Source organism: Gluconobacter sp. ESL1110 (genome assembly GCF_058107395.1).
Window position 1 is genome coordinate 81,559 of sequence record NZ_JBYLUK010000011.1, and the last position, 20,627, is coordinate 102,185.

Genomic DNA, 20,627 nt, shown 5'->3' on the forward strand with positions numbered 1-20,627 from the left:
CCTCAATTCGATCTTTTCCCATAGTATAAAGATCCATCTGGTTACAGATGGCAGCCCGACAGCTTCACATGCCTTCCGCGTCGCCCAAACGTGACTGCCTTTAGCTCACAAGATCGGCCATATTTGAGGACCGTCATTCACGCTGCTCAGATGAAAGAGGCAAAGCCATGCCCGGCCTTTCCGCTCCTCAGACAACCGAAGCTCTGGTTATTCATGAAAAGGGTGATCTGCGTTTAGAAACCGTTGCCGTGCCGCCACTCAAAGCCGGTCAGGCGCTCATACGTCCCGCCTGGGGCGGTATCTGCGGGTCGGACATGCATTACTTTTTGCATGGCGGCGCGGGAGCTTCCGTCCTGCGCGAGCCGATGATTCTTGGCCACGAGGTTTCCGGAATTGTAGAGGCTGTCAGCCCCGACGAGACACGTTTCAAGATCGGAGACGCTGTCGCCATTCATCCGGCTCATCCGTGTGGGCACTGTCCTGAATGCGAGCGTGGCGCGAAACACCTCTGCCGGAACATGCGCTTTTTTGGCAGTGCTGCGTTTCTTCCCCATACGGACGGCGGTTTCCGGCGGGACATGGTTGTCGAAACATCCCAGCTTTATCCGCTGCCAGCAGGTCTGGACGTGAAACGCGCCAGCCTTGCCGAACCCTTCTCTGTCGCTCTCCATGCGATTGCGCGCGCCGGCGACGTTAAGGGCAAACGCATCATGGTTCAGGGAGCCGGCCCGATTGGCGCCCTGATTATCGCTGGCCTCAAGGTCGCTGGCGCGTCAGAGATTGTCGCAACCGACTTGCAAGACTTTGCCCTCGACGTCGCACACAAACTCGGCGCAACAAAAACCGTCAACACTGGTCGTGACACTCATGACGCAGAGTACGAAATCGTTTTTGAGGCCACGGGCGTCATCCCCGCCCTCCCGACCGCGATCGCCCGTACACAGAAAGGCGGCATCCTCGTGCAGGTCGGGATTTTCCCGCCGGGCGATGTACCAGCCCCTCTAGGACAGATTATCGCACGGGAAATCGACTATCGCGGGACATTCCGCTTTGATGAAGAGTTCGCAGAAGCGCTGAAAATCCTCACGGACAATCCGTGGATTGCGGACGGTCTCATCACCCACAGCTTTCCGCTGGCTCAGTACAAAGACGCTTTTGACGCGTCTCTGGACCGAAAAAGCTCATCCAAAGTTCTTCTGGAACTCTGAAAATCAGTCGTCTTCGTCCTCAAATCCTGGGTCACGCTCATTGCGATGAACCCAGGCGGACATCAGAAGCCCAAAACCGAACATCATCGTCAGCATGGCTGAACCGCCATAGGAAATCAGCGGGAGCGGCACGCCACCGACCGGAATGGCGCCCATCACCATCGACAGATTGACAGCACAATACAGAAAGAAATCCATCGCAATGCCCAGCCCGAGCAGTCGCCCGAACTGATTGCGGCTCCGTATGGCAATGAGCGTGGCTCCCAACGTCAGAACCATCAGCAAACCGATGACGGCAATACCGCCCGCAAAACCCCATTCCTCACCAATCATGGTGAAAATGAAATCCGTCTGCTTTTCCGGCAGGAAGTTCAGCTGCCCCTGACTGCCATGCAGATACCCCTCGCCCCACATGCCACCAGAACCCAAGGCAATCTTGGACTGGATGATGTTGTAGCCAGCCCCCAGAGGATCATGCTCAGGATGCAGGAAGGTGTCGATGCGGGCCTTCTGGTAGTCATGCAGATGGCCGTAAATGAACTTCCCCAGAAACGGGATGGGCGCCACCAGAAGAACGATCTGCCAGAGCCGCATTCCAGCCGCGAAAAACAGCGTGGCTCCAATAACGCCAATAATCGTCGCTGTTCCCAGATTTGGCTCCTTCAGAACCAGAACAACAGGCAGAAGCGTCAGGATAGCGGGAATGACGAGACGCAGCGGATTGCCCATCCGCTCGTTTCCAATCCTGTGGAACCAGGTCGCCAGCATCAGAACCAGACCGATCTTGGCGAATTCAGACGGCTGAAACTGCATTCCTGCCAGATTGATCCAGCGCTCGGCCCCCTTGCCCACATGCCCCATCCGCAGCACGAGACCAAGTAGCGCAATGGAAAGCAGATAAATCGGAACGGACACCATGCGAAGGATCCGCGGACTGACGAGCGCCACGGCAATCATCATCACAAGCCCGAAGCCGAACCGGACCATCTGCGGCCCGGCAAACGGCTTTGCCGATCCGCCTCCCGCCGAATAAAGCGCGATATAGCCAACACCGGCAAGCAGACAGACCAGCAGAACATACAGCCAGTTCACCTGAAGCAACCGGGCCATAGGGCGGAAATCCGGCTCTGCCCGCAGCAGTCGCTTGTCGGACTTCAGAAAGCCGAATGCATTCACGACACCGCCTCTCATCCCTGAACAGGCTCCTTCTGCGCTACGGTCTGCCCCGTTGGCTGAGGTTGGTTCGCAGGGTCTCGCGCCAAGGCTTCCATCATGATCTGCTTGGCCAAGGGGGCCGCTTCATCAGCACCAGCATTGCCATGCTCAACCACGACAGACACCGCATATCGTGGATTATCATAAGGCGCGAAGCAGATGAACAGCGCATGAGGGCGATATTCCCATGGCAGATTCATGGAATTGAAATGCCCGGACTCACGCAACGCACGAGAGACACGCCGCACCTGCGCTGACCCGGTTTTGCCTGCCATCTGCACATCAGGTAAATCCAGCCGCGCCTTGGGGGCCGATCCATGCGGTTCGTTCACCACCGCAAACATTCCGCCCCGAATGATATCCAGATGTTCCTTCGGAACGTCCACCATCGGAACGGCGTCCACCGACGCCAGGCTCGACATCTGATCATTCGTGGCCCGGATCAGATGAGGCTGGACATTCCTGCCAGACGCAATGCGTGACACATAAGTCGCCAACGCCAGCGGCGTCACCTGCACAAAGCCCTGTCCAATACCCGCATTGACGGTATCCCCGCCGTTCCAGTGGAAACCATGCTGCTGACGCCACTCGGGTGTCGGAATCACCCCGGAGCGAACATGTGGCAGTTCGATATCCAGTTTGACACCCAGTCCCATGGCGTTACCGACTGCCTTAACCGGATCCATTCCGCATCGGCGGGCCACTTCGTAAAAATAGACGTCGCAGGAATATTTCAGGGCATCACGCATATTGACCATACCATGACCCCAGCGGTTCCAGCAGTGGAACCGCACCCCGCCCATGTCGAAATAACCCGGACAGTTGAAGCGATCCTGCGCCGTGACCGCTCCCGCTTTCAGGGCGCCCAGTGCGACGGCAGGCTTGAACGTCGATCCCGGCGGATAAAGACCAGACACAGCCTTGTCGACCAACGGGGTGCGTGGATCATTCGCCCATTCGTTCCACTGGGCATGGCTTACGCCTGAATCGAACAGCGATGGATCAAAAGACGGCGTGCTAACCATCGCAAGGACTTCGCCATTCCGGCAATCCATCACAACAGAACTGGCCACGCGGTCTCCGAGATACTCCAGAACCTTCCCTTGAAGGCCCACATCCAGCGTCAGACGTACGTCCTCGCCTTGCTGTCCCTCAACGCGATCAATTTCGCCGATCACACGACCCAGCGCGTTGACTTCCATTTCCACAGAGCCAGGATCACCGCGCAGTAAAGCTTCCTGCGTCTGCTCGATCCCTGCACGCCCGACACGCATCCCGGGCAGGGAAAGCGTCGTATCCTTGGCAACATCTTCTTCATTCGGAGGAGCAACATAGCCGACAAGATGAGCAGTCAGTTCCTGAAACGGGTACAGCCGGGTTGACCCGACATCGACAAGAACACCCGGAAGAGATGGAGCATTCAGCTCAATCCGCGCCATGTCATCCCAGGACAAAAACTCATGCAGGGTAACTGGCACATATTTGTGAACATGCTTCAGATCACGTTCAATCCGGGCGTGGTCGTGTTCATCCAGCGGAACAATCTGCGAGAACCGATCAATCACCGCGGCAATGTCCGTCGTTTCCTCCGGCATTAGCAGCGCACGCCAACTCACCTTGTTGTCTGCAAGCGCCACTCCAAAGCGATCATGGATTGTTCCGCGTGCTGGTGCCAAAAGGCGCTTGCTGGTGCGGTTACGCTCCGCAAGCTGACGCAGATGATCGCCCTCAACCGTCTGAATATTATAAAGCCGTCGCCCCAACGCCCCAAGAACGCCCGCCTGCATGGCCATCACGACCAGCGCACGACGCGTGAAAACGCCCCGCCCGGAGCGAACGGGCGCGTCCTGGCGTCGTGAGCGCAGCAGGGACCAAAAAGGGCGTTTTCTGGAAGACATCAGGTCTGGCGTTCAAGTCCGGAAAAAAGGCAGCATTTTGCGTGAAACACGCGAAAATTGCGCAGTCAGGCCTGATCGGGATTGGCAAACGTACGGCGTCCCCAGACAAACAACGCAGTCAGGCTGGGATAGATACCGATTGTCAGCGCAGCCTGAAAGAGGCCCGGGGCCGGAGATAATAGCGCAAATGCATGGATACAGACGAGAGCCCACTGAAAAAAGGATGCCAGAGCCGCAAAAAAGCTGAAAATCAGCCAGCAGGACACAAAGCCCAGACGCGACAGTCCGTATCGCCAGTGGTGGGCAACGCCATAAATAACCAGCAGGGACAACAGAACGGCCCCCGGTGGGCCAAAACTGAAAATTTCAACACTTAGCCCACAGAGAAACACTGCCCAGGCCGGCATGGATCTTGGCCGACTGAATGCCCAGAACCAGACGGTGCACATGGCAATTCCGAACTGAAGCTCAGACTGCCCCGGGATACCGAAGGGTGCAGAAAGCAGAACGGCAACCAGCACAATGAACAACGAAGGCATGGCCGCCCGCGCGATAATGTCCAGCCGCCGACGCAATGTCTGGCGTGGCTCCACAGCAGAGTGCAGATGGGGCGTAGAGTTTTCGGCCACCATGGCTTATTGACCCCCCTTTCCCAAGGTCTCCGGCATTCCGGGCAGTTTTGGAAAAGGCAATCCACCTGGCAGGGAGGGTTCCTCAGAGGGACGACGGACCTTGACGCGGCCCGGAGCATCGGGGGCCTGCCCACCGTCCTCTCCGTAATCGAACACCCGAACAATATCCAACCGCCGCAGATCGGCATCCGGCATAACGACTGGCCGATTAGGAGCGAGATAATGCACGGTTCCAATGGGCAGCCCGGCTGGCATGGTGCTCTGACCACGTGTCTCGACCCGCTCGCCTTCAACCGGATGATGATCCTGCGGGTAATAGATCAGGCGTGGATTATCCGTGTCATCACCCGCCATGATGGCATCACCGTGAGAGCCAGAAAGGGTCACCGGAATACGGCTTGCATCATCATTGATCAGCAAAACACGCACAGTATGCGGGCCAATTTCCGTCACACGCCCAAGCAAACCTGCCGAATCGAGCGCCACATCCCCCGTATGCACCTGATGCCCGCTTCCAACGTCCAACAGCACAGCACGGGAATAAGGGCCACCATCATCCCGCGTTACACGGCCCGTCACGTATTGAGGGGCGCTTTCCGGTATCCAGTGCAGACTGTTTTTCAGGCGCGCATTTTCCGCTGCAAGTGCCACCGCCACGTCGTACCAGTGCCGCAATGCACGATTTTCATCGCGCAAACTGACATTTTCCTTGGCGAGATCCGTCGCCCCGCGCAAATCGACCAGCCATTCCTGAACCCGCGTCTGCGGATAGACAAGCGCCTGATACGCAGGAGCCAGAACATCCGTCGCCCTCAGACGCACCCCATCCACCACCGGTCGCCGGACCAGCCCGAGCAATACCAACGCCACCGCCAGCAGGATCAGAATGGGCAGGGCCGCTCTCGCAAGCACCTGCCGGGTATGGATGGAAAACACCGGTGAGTGTCCGGGGTCAGTACATGCTGCTCAGTACGCTGCGCAGACGACGCATTTCTTCCAGTGCGCGACCTGTTCCCAGCGCCACGCAGGAGAGAGCATTTTCGGCAACAGTGACCGGAAGGCCGGTGTAAAGACGCAGCACCTCATCAAGACGATACAGCAACGCTCCACCACCCGAGAGAACAATGCCCTTGTCCACAATATCCGCCGCCAGTTCAGGCGGGGTATTTTCAAGCGCCGTCGTCACCGCGTCCACAATCTGCATGACAGGCTCTGCCAGACTTTCAGCAATCTGCGCCTGACTGACCATCACTTCACGAGGAACACCGTTGATCAGATCACGTCCCTTGATTTCCGTGATCGGTCCATCCGGGTTGGACGGATCATCCGGCATCATGGCCGCACCAAGCTCGATCTTGATGCGTTCAGCCGAGCTTTCACCAACCAGAAGATTATAGGTCTTGCGGATGTAGGAAATGATGGCTTCATCCATCTTGTCCCCGCCCACACGGGCAGAACGCGCATAGACGATGCCGCCCAGCGAAATCACCGCAACTTCCGTCGTACCACCGCCAATATCGACGATCATGCTGCCCGAAGGCTCCGTGACCGGAAGGCCTGCACCGATCGCGGCAGCCATCGGCTCCTCGATCAGCATGACTTTACGGGCGCCAGCACTCTCTGCGCTTTCCTGAATCGCACGTCTTTCAACAGCCGTTGCCCCGGACGGAACACAGATGATGATTTGCGGGCTCGCAAAAGCCCGGCGATTATGCACCTTGCGAATGAAGTGCTTGATCATCTCTTCAGCAACTTCAAAATCCGCAATCACGCCATCACGCAGCGGACGGATCGCCGTGATGTTGCCAGGTGTTCGCCCGACCATCTGCTTGGCTTCGTTGCCAACCGCAAGAACCTGCTTTTTGCCACGCACTTCAGCAATGGCAACAACAGACGGCTCATCGAGCACAATGCCCCGGCCTTTGACGTAAACGAGCGTGTTGGCAGTGCCGAGGTCGATCGCCATGTCAGCAGACATGAGACCCAGCAGACGAGAAAACATCCAAAACTCCTGGCGCAGCTCTGCGAGCGGAGAGATCACAGAGTGTAATGCGGGGCGGGCTCCCCGCGGGTGGACTTAACGTCGCGGCCACCGTTCAGCAAGGGTTCCGTTCAGTATAATGTCATCAAACAGGAACAACTTTTCATCACGCGCTTGTCAGACACGGAAAAAAATTTTTTACAGCCTTAATCCCGCCACCCTTCAGTCACGTTTCCTACGTTACCATAATTGGGTCTCCAAACTCTTTCCCCTCTGCAGTCAGCAGAAGGAGACGGAGCATCGAACAGGACAAAACAGATGACCATTATCAAGACTCCTCGCCTCATTGCCGTCCTGACCCTGTGCGGCGCAGCGCTTGCTGGCTGCGGCAATCCATACGACAGCGGCGCGCGCGCTGGATCCGGTGCCCTCATCGGCGCAGGTGCGGGCGCTGCGCTCGGAGCCATTGCTGGTGGCGGTAGCGGCGCAGCTATCGGCGCACTGGCAGGCGGTGGTACAGGCGCGGCAGTCGGCGCGGCAACAACGCCAAGCCGGCGTTCACGGAACAGTTACTAAGTCTTATACAGGCTCAGTAACCATGATATCTAAGGATTTTTGACATGAGGTCCGTTATCGCCCGCCCTGCTTTCCGGGGAATGGCTCTGATTGGAGCTTTCGCGACCGTTCTGTCTCTCGGCGGCTGCCAGGGGAACTATGATCCAGGCTCCCGTGCTCTGGGCGGCGGCCTTTTAGGTGGTGGAACAGGCGCTGCAATCGGCGCTCTGGCGGGTGGTGGCCGCGGCGCGGCAATTGGCGCTCTGGCTGGAGGCGCTCTCGGTGCTGCAACAGGGGCCGTAACAACCCCAAACCGTCCGGGCTATCAGCAGGGCGGGTACCAGAACGGCTATCCCCAGCAACAGGGCAATTACCCTCAGCAGGGATACCAGCAGAACGGCCAGTATCCGACGTATCCGCAACAGCAGTATCGGTGTCCGCCCAACACGAACTGCCAGAACGGATACCCGCAGGGTTACAACAATGGTTATCCTCAGCAGAGCAACTACGGCTACTGAGGCTTAACGGTATCCGGATGTCAGATCATCCGGATACCAATGACAGCCAAAAGAATACCCAAAACCCATCTCTGTGTGTCTTCATGCAGCTTTCCTGCACACAATGTACCCAGAATGATTCCGGGAATGGATCCTACTAGAAGCGCCAGAAGAACAGCCGTATCAACGGCACCTTCAAGCCAGTGGCCGCCGCCTGCAATCAGCGTCAGCGGCACAGCATGAGCAATATCGGTTGCAACAAGCGTTCGGGTGTTTAAGCGCGGATAAAGCATCGTCAGCGCGGCCATTCCAACAGCACCCGCCCCAACCGAAGACAGCGTCACCAGCGTTCCCAGCAGAACACCCAGAAGAACCGTCAGGATTGTCTCCATCCGCTCACTCAGAGGTATACGCCCTTCTGCCCAGCGCCTCAGCCGGGGCTTCAAAAGAATAGCCGGCGCCGTCAAAAGAAGAGCAACGCCAAGAACAATCCGGATTAACCGGGACGCCGCATCAGACATGCCTTCGTGATGTAGGAACAGCAGACACACTAGACCCGCAGGAATACTGCCAGCCATCTGCCATCCCACAATCCGCCAGTTCACAACCCCCATATGGCGGTTGAGCCCGGTTCCAACGATTTTCGTAATAGCAGCGTAAAGAAGATCTGTTCCAACAGCTGACTGCGGCTTGGCACCAAAGAGCAGGATCAGCAACGGCGTCATGAGGGACCCTCCCCCCACTCCAGTCATACCAACCAGAAAGCCTACGAATAGACCAGATGCCGAGTAAAGCCACGAATGCGGCATAGCTGCCCCTTCCAAATTTAGAAGAAGACAATATCAATCGTGATATCTTTGTCCAGATCCTTAAAGAACGATAATTATTCGTTCTTTAAGGATCTCTCATTAATCGCGAACGCTCAGAGCGCTTCAGGCTCCGTGCGCTCACGCTTGGTCAGCAGCTTGTTCAGGGCATGGATATAAGCACGCACGGCGGATACAACCGTGTCGGAATCCGCACCCTGGCCGTCTACAAGCTTGCCGTTTTCCTGCAAACGAACAGTCGTGCGGGCCTGAGCGTCAGTCCCTTCCGTCACGTTTGCCACGGAAAACAGTGCCAGTTCAGCAGAGTGCGGGAACGCTTCACCAATAGCCCGGAATGCCGCGTCAACCGGCCCATTTCCACTCACGGCCGCATACTGCGTCGCACCATCGACGCTGATTTCCAGCTTGACCTGCGCCTTCTGCTTCGTCCCCGAAGCCACTTCCAGCGAGATCAGGTGAATGCGCTCATGATCGCGGCTTTCATCATCGACCAGTGCGCAGATGTCGTCATCGAACACGACCTTCTTGCTGTCAGCCAGATCCTTGAAACGCGCGAAAGCAGCGTTCAGAGCCTCCTCTTCCAGCGGCGGGTAACCAAGCTGAGCCAGCTTGTCGCGGAATGCGGCACGGCCAGAATGCTTGCCCATCACCAGTGAGCTCTTGTTCCAGCCCACACTTTCCGGCGTCATGATTTCATAAGTGGCTGCATTCTTCAGAACGCCGTCCTGATGGATGCCACTTTCATGCGCAAAAGCGTTCCGGCCAACGATGGCCTTGTTCGGCTGCACGTCAAAGCCCGTAATCGTTGCCAGCATCCGGGACATGCCCAGCAGCTTCGGCGTCTCGATGCCGGTCACCTTGCCGTACTGATCGTGACGCGTCCGCAGCGCCATGACGATTTCTTCCAGCGCAGCATTACCGGCACGCTCGCCAATACCGTTGATCGTGCACTCGATCTGACGCGCACCGCCTTCGACAGCAGCCAGTGTATTGGCAACGCCCAGACCCAGATCGTTGTGATTATGCGTGGAGAAAATCACCTGATCCGCACCCGGGACACGCTCACGCAGCATCGTGAAAATGCGGCGCATTTCTTCCGGAGTGGCAAAGCCTACGGTGTCAGGAATGTTGATGGTGTTCGCACCATTCTTGATGGCGACTTCAACGCAGCGGCACAGGAAGTCCGGATCCGTCCGAGAACCATCTTCGGCAGACCACTCTACATCGTCCGTGTACTGACGGGCCTTCTGGTTGCCAGACGCAATGATGTCCAGAACCGTTTCCGGCTCCATCCGCAGCTTGTACTTCATGTGCAGCGGAGACGTGGAAATGAAATTGTGAATACGGGAGCGTTCAGCGCCCTTCAGGGCTTCACCGCAGGACTCAATGTCGCGCTTGCCACCGCTACGGGCCAGCCCGCAGATCACAGAACCGCGTACCTGCTCGGCAATGCTACGAACGCTCTCAAAATCGTCCTTGGAAGCAACCGGGAAGCCTGCCTCAATAACATCCACTCCCAGAGCGCTCAACGCATGCGCCATGCGGAGCTTCTCTTCGAGGTTCATGGAGAAACCGGGGGACTGCTCACCGTCACGCAGCGTTGTATCGAAAATGATAACGCGGTCGTCGGAAATCGTACCGAAAGACGGATGTTGGAAAGTCATGTCTTGATCTTCTCGCTGGTCAGGAAATTTTCTGGTCTGTCATCCCCTGAACGCAACGGAACGCTGCCCGCCTAAGATATGGCGTTCAGGGGCCGATAAGTCGAAGCGAGAGGATCGAAAGAAATGTCATGGCGACGGAAAATGTCCGATTCTTTCGTTATGCGCAACCCACATGACCAAAAACTCTGCCATGCGTTCCGCCAAGGTCGGCCAAAAATCAGCCAGCCATAAGCCTGGGCTGCGCAGAAAAATACCGGTCCACAGCGGTTTTCATCGCACTCGCTACCTGCGTTCGATGCACAGCCTGACGCAAAGCCGCTTCATCCAACCGGTTAGACATGAACCCCATCTCAACCAGAACAGAGGGTATCTCTGCAGATTTCAGAACAACAAACGCGGCATGCCGGGAGGGATGCGTCAGCAGGCCAATCCGGTTCCGGAACGCCCCGACCACACTCGATGCCATATGCGCTGAGCCACGGCGGGTTTCTTCCGAAACAAGGCTGGACAGGATCTGCTGCACATCCGGGGACATCCCATGAAACGCAGGGCCACCAAAACGGTCCGCACTGTTTTCCGTCTGAGCCAGGGCCGCGGTCTGCGCATCTGACGCACCGCTGGAGAGCGTATAGACACTGGCCCCACGGACATCGCGGTCATGCAGCGCATCGGCGTGCATGGAAATAAAGAGATGCGCCTGATGCTGTTGGGCCAGTTCGACACGCCCCTCCAGAGGGATAAACCGGTCTTCGGAACGCGTCATCGCAACCCGGTATTGCCCCGACGCCAGAAGCTGCCTTTGAAGTTCCGTCGCGGCGGCCTCCGCAATATGTTTCTCATACGTACCGGAAATACCAATGGCACCCGGATCTTTTCCCCCATGGCCCGGGTCCAGCATCACAAGCGGTTTTGGAGGGGCCGCATTACGATGTACCGCAGGCGCATGAAGCGTTCCTCCGGTCGGGAGATGATGCGTAGAATGCTTCGTGCGGGCAGTTGCATCCAGCGGGATTGCCGCTGACAGACAGGCAAGACCTTCCAGTACCGTGCGTCGCGTCAGCATTCGTCTATCCTGCGTCTTTATCAATCGTTTTATGAGCCCAAACAATACAGACACAGGACAATGTCTGAAACAAGGCGGCGCACCTTTTGGAGAGCCCGCAAAAGCCCCGCTTGCCAGCAGCCATTCTTTAAGTCATCCTGCACATCAAGGACCTGAAGAGAGCGGTCTGATCGTTTGCGGGCTTTTACCCTTTCCCCCGCAGCGCTCCCGCCTCCATTGTCCGAGCCGTGACACCCCATCGTTTGACATGCGCCTGACATTTTCTGTGCCATGTCCTGATCGGGTTATTCCGGCAGGATTAGTTCAGTCCGGCACAGGATAACACCCTGACCGGAATGCGTTTTCATCCGGGACCAGACCATGGACCGGACGTCTGTCAGGGGTCGAATGTCACGCGACGTGATCACAGTCAGGAGCCTAGCCGGAACGGGACCAGATGCGTCCCGCGGACTGGTATTCCGACTGATGCGCCCCCTCCACCCCGTACAATCAGGTGTTCCCTCTGGCCCGAAGCGCCACACTGGAACATCGTGGAGTTCAGTTTTCCATGACCAAGCGTATGCTTATCGACACCACACACGCGGAAGAAACGCGTGTTGTGGTCATGGACGGTGACCGCGTTGAAGATTACGACGTCGAGACATCGTCCAAGAAACAGCTCAAGGGCAACATCTACCTCGCCAAGGTCATTCGCGTTGAGCCGAGCCTTCAGGCCGCTTTCGTAGAATACGGCGGAAACCGTCACGGCTTCCTCGCCTTCAGCGAAATTCATCCGGATTACTTCCAGATCCCGGTTGCAGACCGCGAAAAACTTCTGGCCCTTCAGGAAGAAGACGTTGCGTCCGAACAGCGCGCTGATCTTCCGGAAAGTGAAGAAGAAACCGTCTCTGAGGACACCGACGAGACCGAAAACCAGGATCGTCGCGCCCCGGAAACCGTCGGTGGTGAACACGACACCGGCGAGGAAAATGCCGCGTCCCGTCGCACGGCCCGCTTCCTGCGCAACTACAAGATCCAGGAAGTCATTCGCCGTCGTCAGGTCCTGCTCGTGCAGGTCGTGAAGGAAGAGCGTGGCAACAAGGGCGCTGCCCTGACCACCTATGTCTCCCTCGCCGGTCGCTACTGTGTCCTGATGCCGAATGCCCTGCGTGGCGGTGGCGTGTCACGCAAGATCACGTCCGACACCGATCGCCGTCGTCTGCGTGATCTGATTGCGGAACTGAACCTGCCCAAGTCGATGGCCATGATTGTCCGGACAGCCGGTGCAGGACGCCCGGGACCGGAAATCATCCGCGACTGCGAATACCTGCTCCAGTTGTGGGATGACATTCGCTCACATGCGCTGTCTTCCGTCGCGCCGACGCTGGTTTATGAGGAAGCAAGCCTCATCAAGCGCGCGATCCGCGATCTGTTCTCCAAAGACATCGAAGACATCATGGTCGACGGTGAATCTGCCTGGAAGAGCGCCCGCGAATTCATGCGCCTGCTAATGCCGCACAACGCTGGCAAAGTGAAGCTGTGGCAGAACCGCGGTCAGAGCCTCTTCGCGCGTTACAACGTCGAAGGCCATCTGGATGCGATGTTCTCGCCGACAGCACGCCTGAAATCTGGTGGCTACCTCGTCATCAACCAGACGGAAGCGCTGGTCGCCATTGACGTGAACTCCGGTAAGTCCACCTCCCAGCGCAACATTGAGGAAACCGCTCTGCGGACCAACCTCGAAGCTGCCGAAGAAGTCGCACGTCAACTCCGCCTGCGTGATCTGGCTGGTCTCGTTGTGATCGATTTCATCGACATGGAGAGCCGCCGTCACAACGCCCAGGTCGAGAAGCGCCTCAAGGACTCCCTGCGTACGGACCGCGCACGCATTCAGGTCGGGCATATTTCCCATTTCGGCCTGCTCGAAATGTCCCGCCAGCGTCTGCGTCCGTCCATCGCGGAATCCCTGCTGACGCCGTGCCCGCACTGTCAGGGCACCGGCTTCATCCGTGGTACGGAAAGTTCCGCCCTGCATGTGCTGCGCGCCATTGACGAAGAAGGCACCCGCCAGCGGGCTTCTGAAATCGAAGTCTATATCGGTTCAAGCATTGCGCTCTACATCCTGAACCACAAGCGCGACTGGCTGTCGGACATCGAGCAGCGTCACCGTATGCGTGTGATCTTCCGGACAGAAGAAGACCTGCCAGCATCCGAGATGCGCATCGAACGCCTGCGTCCGCAGACGGCCGCTGCCGCTCATGTCCCTGCCCAGGTTGCAGCGCCTCAGACGGTCCGTACGATCGAGATCATCGAAGACGAAGCTCCGACACTTCCACAGGCTATCGTTCCAGAGGCTGCTCCGGCATCTGTGCGGGCCGAAGACGTCGAGCTGGAGACCAGTGACGAGGAGGAAGGCAACAACGGCAATCGCCGCCGCCGTCGTCGTCGTCGTCGTGGTCGCCGGGATCAGTCTTCCGAGAACGAGACGATTCAGCAGAATGTTTCTGAGACCGAAGTCGAGCAGCCTTCGCAGCCTCAGGAGCAGGACAACGAAGAAACCGGGCTCATTCCGGGACGTCGCCGGACCCGCTTCAAGCGCGTTCAGAAGGAAGACGAAGCTGTTGCCGAAACCCCAGTGCCTGCATCTGCGCAGCCTGAGGCTCCCCTGCAGCAGCAGCCTCGTCAGGCACCGACGCACAACCAGCGTCGTCGCGAAGAGCGTCCGGCATTTCAGCAGCGCAGCTATGTTGGACCAACACCGGCCGACCCGTTCGGTGGCAGCTTCGACATCTTCGACGTGATCGAACAGGCAGAGATGGAACAGGCAGCCCGCCCGGTTCGCACCTCTACAGCACAGCCTACCCCGATCGTGATTGAAGAAGCTCCGATTGCCACCATCACGGAAACAGTGGTTGAGCCTGCTCCTGAAGCGCAGGAAAAGCCAAGACGTGGCCGTGGTCGCCGTAGCACGAAAGCTGTCAAGACAGACACCGTAACGCCAGTTGTGGTGGAAGAGGTTGCCGTCGAGGTTCCTGCTCCGGCAGCAACTAAAGAGGCCGAAGCCAAGCCAAAGCGCACTCGCGCCCGTCGCACGACAAAAGCTGCAGCCACCAAGGCTGAGGAAGCGACAGTCGAAACGGCACCCGTTTCCGAAGAGGACGCTCCGGCCAAGCCGAAGCGCGCGCGTCGCACGACCAAGGCTACAAAAGCCAAGGCCGAAGACACGACGGGTGAAGACAATACTCTTCAGCCAATCAACATTGACGAACTTCCCCCGGCGACACGCCGCGTCGGATGGTGGAAGCGCTAAGAAGCGTTTCCATAACGTCTAAAAAAAGCCGACCGGATACCCCTCCGGTCGGCTTTTTTGTTGCTTGTTTCCAAATCTTAAAGGAAGCGTTGCAGACAGGTGGCAAGATCTGTTGCACCGCGCCACGGGCCTGTTGGCGCTTCATAACAGTGATGAACAAAAATCCCTGTCATCGTGGCATAAGATCGAGCTGCTTCGGCAGAAAAGCCATTGGCAAGGTAAGTCGCGTACCACTGATCCTGCGGAACAGCCTCTGCCCGAACAGGTCGCCCCAGAAGATCACAGAGCACTTCCGCGACCTCGTCTGGCGTGTAAGTTTTTGGACCTTCGATATGGTAGATCTCGCCCTGACCTTCTTCGGAAAGCAGAATTTGTCCCGCGAAATGCCCAACATCTTCTGGTGCCACCATCGGGAAGGCCTGAGCAGACGGCAGCAGCGTCTTCATCACCCCTGTGGCTCTGACACTTTCCAGAAGCCCAATCCAGTTCGTCATGTAATAGGCAGCCCGCACAATACAAACCGGCATATTCAGGTTAGCAACACCTTGTTCCAGTTCGTAAAGTACGCCCAAATCTCCGCAGTGCGCGCCAGGCTGGGCACCATAAGTTGAGAGTACCACCAGCTTTTCCAAACGAACGCCCTGAAGCGCTGTCAGGAGAGAACGAACTGTTCTGCGCTCATCAACATCCGTATCACCTGAAACAGCAGCAGGCGGGTTCAGAACAAATACCCTGCGCGCTTTCTGAAACAGGGCTCGTAAAGCCATTGTATCCAGGACGTCCAAAGAGACAGCCTTGAACCCCTCGCCCGCTTCCGCACGAACATGACGACCAACAATCGTTACATCGTGACCTGCAGCCCGAACAGTCTCTGCGACAGCCCGTCCCACATGACCTGTTCCACCCAGAATAACATCCATGCCTGCACATCCCCTTTCCTGAAAATTGCCAAAACGCATTCGGCCCTCACGGAAGATCCGCAAGGGCCGAATGGGAAAATCACTCTGATCAGAAGGGCAATCAGGATTTTTTGACGAATTCCGACTTGAGATTCATGGCGCCAATCCCGGTGATCTTGCAGGCAATGTTGTGCCCGTCCGTCGCATCAACCAGACGGATGTTCTTCACCTTGGTGCCGCTTTTCACGACGAGCGAAGATCCTTTGACTTTAAGGTCCTTCACAACAGTCACACTATCCCCATCGACGAGAACATTTCCGTTCGCGTCCTTGATGACGGAGCTTCCTTCCCCCGCATTACCCTCGCCTTCGGCTTCAGGATTCCATTCATTTGCACAATCCGGACAGACCCAGAGAGTACCATCCGGATAGACATGTTCGGACCCACATTTGGGGCACTTCAGATTATCAGTCATCGCAAGCCTCACTCTTTTGTGAGGCGCATCTTAAAGCACGGTGAATAATAGGGAAATGCGACAGCTCAATCTGAGTTGAAAACTTTTACCGGCACACGCTCTTGTTGCCATCAGCCGCAATAAACGTGCCCGTCAAAGGCTCGAAACAGGCATTCTGCGGACAGGATGACGCAGTACTTGCCAGCCCCTGAGCATAGACTGCCGCACCGGCCTGATTGGCTTCATGCAGCGCCGTGCCGCACAAAGGCGTATTTGTTGGCGCAGAAGGATCATTGAGCAGCACTTTCTGCCCTGTATGTGGCGCTTCTTCAGCCAGCCCAGGCGCAAAATCCTGCGGAGGGATCTTCTGTGCCGGAGCCTGCGCAGCCGTCTGGGCTGGAGCAGCAGGCTGTTCGGCACAAGCCGCCAGAAGAGGCAGGACAACAAGGCTCAACCAGAACGGACGCATGTGAACTCCGGATTACAAACCGGGCAACGGCCCGGCACTTCATGATTAAAGCCCGAGATCGCCCTGAGACGTCAGAGCATCCAGTTTTGCCCCACGTTCGCCATCAGCGAAAGAGAGAACAACACGGTCATTAACAGGAGTAGCATTCGAACTGGTAACCGGGCGCCCTTTGCTATCCTGAACCAGCACATAACCACGGCTCAGAATGGCTTTGGGGGACACGGCTTCCAGATGGCTTCCCAACCCTTCCAGACGTGCTTTTTGAAGACGAATGGCCCCGTTAAGCGTCTCGGGAGACAACCGCTGCCGTTCCACACGAAAATGGAAACGCTGCGCCGCGTTCTGCCATGCCGTCATCAAAGCTGTTTCTACCTTCTGAAGCGCACTACCCCGGCGTTCAATCATCAGCACAGGTGACGGAAGCTGACGGGAGGGCGCAGTCAACGCCGCTCGGGCACGACTGACAATCAGTTCCGGCGAGGGCAACTGATGCAAAGGCGCATCCAACCGGCTTCTGATCCGCATCACATAGGCCGGAAGGGCCAGTTCAAGGCGCTGGCTGCGATCGTCCAGTCTCATGCGCGTCGTCGCCAGAAGAGACGGCAGATCCGGCAATCCAGCCGTAGCCTGTTCAAGCCGCCCGCGAGACACCTGCATGATCCGGCTCAACCCACCCGCCAGACGAGCCGTACGATGCGCCAGATCGGCCACCAGTTCGGAGCGTAGCGGAACGGCCATTTCCGCCGCAGCCGTTGGCGTTGGTGCACGTCGATCGGAGACTAGATCGATCAACGTGGTATCCGTTTCATGCCCGACCGCAGAAATCACCGGGATAGGACACGCCGCAACAGCTCGCAGCACGCGCTCGTCATTGAACGCCATGAGGTCTTCCAGCGACCCGCCGCCACGCGCAACAATCAGAACATCTGGTCGGCGCGGTCTTTGCGCCATCCCTTCAATCGCTGCTGCAATCTGGGCCGCCGCCCCTTCCCCCTGCACAGCCACAGGCCACAGCAGGACATCACGCGGAAAACGACGCTCAATCGTCGTCTTAATATCGTGCAGGACCGCACCCGCGCGTGACGTGACAACACCAACGAGCGTCGGCAGGAACGGGATCGGCTTTTTGCGGTCGACCTCGAACAGGCCCTCTTCCAGCAGTTTCCGGCGCAGGCGTTCAATGTTCGCCAGGAGTGCGCCCTCGCCTGCAAACTCCATGCGGTCAATGATGAGCTGATAGCTGGACCGCTCTCCGTAAGACGAGACCTTTCCCGTCGCGATAACTTCATTGCCGTTCTCGGGCGCCATCCCCAGGCGAGACACCGTTCCCCGCCAGATCACGCTGGAAATCTTTCCGCCCTCGTCTTTCAGGGACAGATAGACATGCCCGGACGGGTAACGCTTGAGCTCCGTGACTTCTCCACGCACCCGGACGCGACCGAATCCGGTCTCAAGCGTGCGCTTGATGGCTCCGGAAATCTCGGAAACTGAATATTGCGGCACATTCCCGCGCATGGACGCGGCATCACTCTCCATCATGGCGCCAGTCTATGCTACGCACGCCCTCAGACGAAGCCCTGATCTCAGGGACCCGCATATGAAAAGGGAGAGCGGAATGCGCGTTTTGCTGGTCGGTTCCGGAGGGCGCGAACATGCCCTGGCAACATGTCTGGCGCGCTCGCCCAGTCTTTCGGCGCTTTATGCCGCTCCCGGCAACCCGGGCATGGCCTCTCTTGCAACGCTCGTTCCCCTGAAGGCCGATGACGTTGCAGGACTTGTCGCTTTTGCAAAAGAGCAGAACATCGACCTGATCGTTCCCGGCCCTGAAGCACCTCTGGTGGCCGGTCTGGCGGATGCCTGCGCCGAAGCTGGCATTCCCTGCGCTGGCCCCACCAAAGCTACGGCCCTTCTGGAAGGCAGCAAGGCGTTCACCAAGGACGTTGCCGATGCCGCGGGCATTCCAACAGCAAAATGGGAACGCTTCGAAGACGAAGCTCCAGCCCTCGAATTCGTTCGCCGTCGCGGTGCGCCGATCGTCGTAAAGGCAGATGGTCTGGCAGCAGGTAAAGGCGTAGTCGTCGCCCAGAGCGTCGAAGAAGCAGAAGACGCCATTCGCAAGCTCGGTATGCCGCTCGTCATTGAAGAATGTCTGGTGGGCGAAGAAGTCTCGCTGTTCGCCTTCTGCTCAGACGACAAGGCCGTTCTGATCGGTGCTGCCCGCGACCACAAACGTCTGGGCGATGGAGACACAGGGCCAAACACCGGCGGTATGGGCGCTATCTCCCCGCCACCCGGCTTTGATCGCGCGGCTCAGGAAAAAGCTCTGGACCTCAGCGTCCGCCCGATGCTGGCAGAAATGGTGCGTCGCGGAACACCTTTCCGTGGCGTGATTTTCGCTGGCCTGATGCTGACGAATGAAGGCCCAAAGCTGATCGAGTACAATGTCCGCTTCGGTGACCCGGAAGCGCAGGCTCTGCTCATCCGCCTCAAGTCAGACCTGCTCCCGATCCTTGCGGCTCTCGCAAATGGCAATCTCGACCATGCCGCCGCCGAGTTCTCCGACGAAGCCTCCATCTCACTGGTTCTGGCTGCCAACGGCTACCCGGATGCTCCGAAAAAAGGTGGACGCATTTCGGGCATAGACCGCGCCGAAGCCGTCCCGGGCGTCTCGGTTTTCCATGCCGGAACAAAGCTGGTCGACGGCGTTCTTGTCGCGGATGGTGGACGCGTTCTGACAGTCTGCGCCAAGGCCGCTACGCCAGAAGAGGCCCGTCGTCTTGCTTATGAAGGCGCGTCAGCCATTCAGTGGGAAGACAAAATTTTCCGCACCGATATCGGCCTGTAAAAATACCCAATGGGTGTGAAGTGATCCCTGCATAAAGCTTCACTTAACACCCGCCTCAATCTGTCCGGTTTTTTGTGTGACGGCTGTATGCCCGGCGTGGTTTTCATCAAAATGGAAATGCAGCGTCGGGCGAGACGTATTGTCTGGTTCAGGAAGGAAAAACGCCTGACCAACGTCTCTGTCCAGCAAGACAGCCGCTTTCCTGAAGACATCGCCCCCAAGGGCTGCAGTCGAAATATCAGACTGGAACAATACGTTCAGAGGGCCGGGATTGTACCCGCCAATATCCAGTCCATTAAGAACAGACTGGTGCCTGACCGATAGCCCGACATACCGGGTTGTCACGATTGGCTCATGCCGGATGTCATCCGACGTGAGGTTCAGGGCGTCTTCCCAGGATGTGGGTAAAACCGTTTCTGATAAATCCGGGTCAAGAACCATATCCTGAGATGTTGCATTGGTGCGAACAGCAATCAGTGCTCCACGCCGTAGCTCCACAACATGAGCCTGAGCTCCCATGAGACGATGCGGCGCATCCTTGCAGGCCTTGTCTGTTCGAAACTTCAGAAACGCCAGCTTTCCGTTGGGAATGTCGAAGAGAACATCGGTCCCGGAGAATACCTCGTTCCCCAGCCCCAGCATTCCAATGAGGGGCCGGCCATCGACACGGTGCTCAGCCTGACCGTCCAGAAGATTGGCAGCCATTTCTCCCAGATCCATTGGTCCGATCTGCACATCATCAAGAAGTGTTCGGGAGGTTAACGTCACCGCGCCATTCTGGGCTTTCAAGGGCATCTCCGCTCCACGCGGGAACCACAGCTTTCCGGCATCATGAACCATAACGCGCCCGAACATTGGGCTGACATACATGGCCGCATCCACGCCGTTGACCTTGACCGGAATAATCGGCGCGTCACCCGGACCACCCAGCAAAGGAAGAACAACCGCAGCTTTGATGCAGTCATCAGATGATTTCTGTGTTTCCTGCGTGCGCGCTTTCCCGATACTCAAAACAACAAGACACACGCCCATGAGTCTAACGAACAAAACTCTCATGAATCGTCTCCTTGCAGGCCACACAATACAGGGGAGGCATCAGCAAAGACTATTTACACAATATTATTCTCGTTC

18 protein-coding genes are annotated in these 20,627 nt (G+C 57.5%); 5 read left to right on the plus strand and 13 right to left on the minus strand.

Annotation, left to right across the window (positions count from 1 at the left end):
• Positions 1 to 167 precede the first annotated feature (167 nt).
• Entirely contained in the window at positions 168 to 1,208 is a 1,041-nt protein-coding gene (locus AC3B6F_RS13505; RefSeq protein ID WP_489824752.1) for an L-idonate 5-dehydrogenase, read from the plus strand.
• 3 nt (positions 1,209 to 1,211) lie between these two features.
• Here AC3B6F_RS13505 and rodA read toward each other — a convergent pair whose 3' ends face one another.
• The 5 genes from rodA to AC3B6F_RS13530 all read right to left on the minus strand — a co-directional run bounded on the left by rodA (position 1,212) and on the right by AC3B6F_RS13530 (position 6,955).
• Positions 1,212 to 2,399: a rod shape-determining protein RodA gene (gene rodA, locus AC3B6F_RS13510; RefSeq protein ID WP_010502676.1), complete on the minus strand. Its 1,188-nt coding sequence runs from the start codon at positions 2,397 to 2,399 to the stop codon at positions 1,212 to 1,214.
• Positions 2,396 to 4,321 (minus strand): penicillin-binding protein 2, encoded by a 1,926-nt coding sequence (mrdA, locus tag AC3B6F_RS13515; RefSeq protein WP_489824753.1) that lies wholly within the window; start codon positions 4,319 to 4,321, stop codon positions 2,396 to 2,398. The genes rodA and mrdA overlap by 4 nt, the downstream gene beginning before the upstream one ends.
• 65 nt (positions 4,322 to 4,386) lie before the next feature.
• Positions 4,387 to 4,953: a hypothetical protein gene (locus AC3B6F_RS13520; protein WP_010502672.1), complete on the minus strand. Its 567-nt coding sequence runs from the start codon at positions 4,951 to 4,953 to the stop codon at positions 4,387 to 4,389.
• 3 nt (positions 4,954 to 4,956) lie between these two features.
• A complete protein-coding gene (mreC, locus tag AC3B6F_RS13525) occupies positions 4,957 to 5,889 on the minus strand; it encodes a rod shape-determining protein MreC (protein ID WP_489824754.1) in 933 nt (310 codons plus the stop codon).
• A 16-nt stretch (positions 5,890 to 5,905) separates the two neighbouring features.
• Positions 5,906 to 6,955, minus strand: a complete 1,050-nt coding sequence (locus AC3B6F_RS13530) for a rod shape-determining protein (RefSeq protein ID WP_007283695.1) — start codon at positions 6,953 to 6,955, stop codon at positions 5,906 to 5,908.
• A 297-nt stretch (positions 6,956 to 7,252) separates the two neighbouring features.
• Between AC3B6F_RS13530 and AC3B6F_RS13535 the strand changes: the two genes are divergently transcribed.
• Together AC3B6F_RS13535 and AC3B6F_RS13540 are read left to right on the plus strand one after the other, a co-directional pair.
• Positions 7,253 to 7,510, plus strand: coding sequence for a YMGG-like glycine zipper-containing protein (locus AC3B6F_RS13535; RefSeq protein ID WP_023945100.1), 258 nt, complete (start codon positions 7,253 to 7,255; stop codon positions 7,508 to 7,510).
• A gap of 44 nt (positions 7,511 to 7,554) precedes the next feature.
• Complete coding sequence (locus tag AC3B6F_RS13540) at positions 7,555 to 8,007, plus strand: YMGG-like glycine zipper-containing protein (RefSeq protein ID WP_061931501.1); 453 nt, start codon at positions 7,555 to 7,557, stop codon at positions 8,005 to 8,007.
• Positions 8,008 to 8,027: 20 nt separating this feature from the next.
• On the opposite strand, the gene AC3B6F_RS13545 is transcribed toward AC3B6F_RS13540, so the two are convergent.
• The 3 genes from AC3B6F_RS13545 to AC3B6F_RS13555 all read right to left on the minus strand — a co-directional run bounded on the left by AC3B6F_RS13545 (position 8,028) and on the right by AC3B6F_RS13555 (position 11,540).
• Positions 8,028 to 8,795, minus strand: coding sequence for a sulfite exporter TauE/SafE family protein (locus tag AC3B6F_RS13545; protein WP_026017496.1), 768 nt, complete (start codon positions 8,793 to 8,795; stop codon positions 8,028 to 8,030).
• A 113-nt stretch (positions 8,796 to 8,908) separates the two neighbouring features.
• On the minus strand, positions 8,909 to 10,477 hold the full coding sequence (locus AC3B6F_RS13550; RefSeq protein WP_010502658.1) for a 2-isopropylmalate synthase: 1,569 nt from the start codon (positions 10,475 to 10,477) through the stop codon (positions 8,909 to 8,911).
• 217 nt (positions 10,478 to 10,694) lie between these two features.
• Positions 10,695 to 11,540 carry an N-acetylmuramoyl-L-alanine amidase family protein gene (locus AC3B6F_RS13555; protein ID WP_062503953.1) on the minus strand — a complete coding sequence of 282 codons (846 nt, stop codon included), beginning with the start codon at positions 11,538 to 11,540 and terminating at the stop codon, positions 10,695 to 10,697.
• Between the two features lie 547 nt (positions 11,541 to 12,087).
• Here AC3B6F_RS13555 and AC3B6F_RS13560 point away from each other — a divergent pair.
• Positions 12,088 to 14,829: an Rne/Rng family ribonuclease gene (locus AC3B6F_RS13560; RefSeq protein WP_489824755.1), complete on the plus strand. Its 2,742-nt coding sequence runs from the start codon at positions 12,088 to 12,090 to the stop codon at positions 14,827 to 14,829.
• A 77-nt stretch (positions 14,830 to 14,906) separates the two neighbouring features.
• On the opposite strand, the gene AC3B6F_RS13565 is transcribed toward AC3B6F_RS13560, so the two are convergent.
• The 4 genes from AC3B6F_RS13565 to xseA form a co-directional block, all read right to left on the minus strand.
• Positions 14,907 to 15,749: an NmrA family NAD(P)-binding protein gene (locus AC3B6F_RS13565; protein ID WP_489824756.1), complete on the minus strand. Its 843-nt coding sequence runs from the start codon at positions 15,747 to 15,749 to the stop codon at positions 14,907 to 14,909.
• A gap of 100 nt (positions 15,750 to 15,849) precedes the next feature.
• A complete protein-coding gene (locus tag AC3B6F_RS13570; RefSeq protein WP_489824757.1) occupies positions 15,850 to 16,203 on the minus strand; it encodes a zinc ribbon domain-containing protein YjdM in 354 nt (117 codons plus the stop codon).
• Positions 16,204 to 16,288: 85 nt separating this feature from the next.
• Positions 16,289 to 16,651: a hypothetical protein gene (locus tag AC3B6F_RS13575; RefSeq protein WP_489824758.1), complete on the minus strand. Its 363-nt coding sequence runs from the start codon at positions 16,649 to 16,651 to the stop codon at positions 16,289 to 16,291.
• 45 nt (positions 16,652 to 16,696) lie between these two features.
• The gene (xseA, locus tag AC3B6F_RS13580; RefSeq protein ID WP_489824759.1) at positions 16,697 to 18,190 is read right to left on the minus strand and encodes an exodeoxyribonuclease VII large subunit; all 1,494 of its coding nucleotides are present in this window, start codon (positions 18,188 to 18,190) and stop codon (positions 16,697 to 16,699) included.
• 76 nt (positions 18,191 to 18,266) lie between these two features.
• Here xseA and purD point away from each other — a divergent pair, with 76 nt between their 5' ends.
• Positions 18,267 to 19,496: a phosphoribosylamine--glycine ligase gene (purD, locus tag AC3B6F_RS13585; protein WP_489824760.1), complete on the plus strand. Its 1,230-nt coding sequence runs from the start codon at positions 18,267 to 18,269 to the stop codon at positions 19,494 to 19,496.
• A gap of 39 nt (positions 19,497 to 19,535) precedes the next feature.
• Here purD and AC3B6F_RS13590 read toward each other — a convergent pair whose 3' ends face one another.
• On the minus strand, positions 19,536 to 20,552 hold the full coding sequence (locus tag AC3B6F_RS13590; RefSeq protein WP_489824761.1) for a hypothetical protein: 1,017 nt from the start codon (positions 20,550 to 20,552) through the stop codon (positions 19,536 to 19,538).
• Between the last annotated feature and the right edge of the window lie 75 nt (positions 20,553 to 20,627).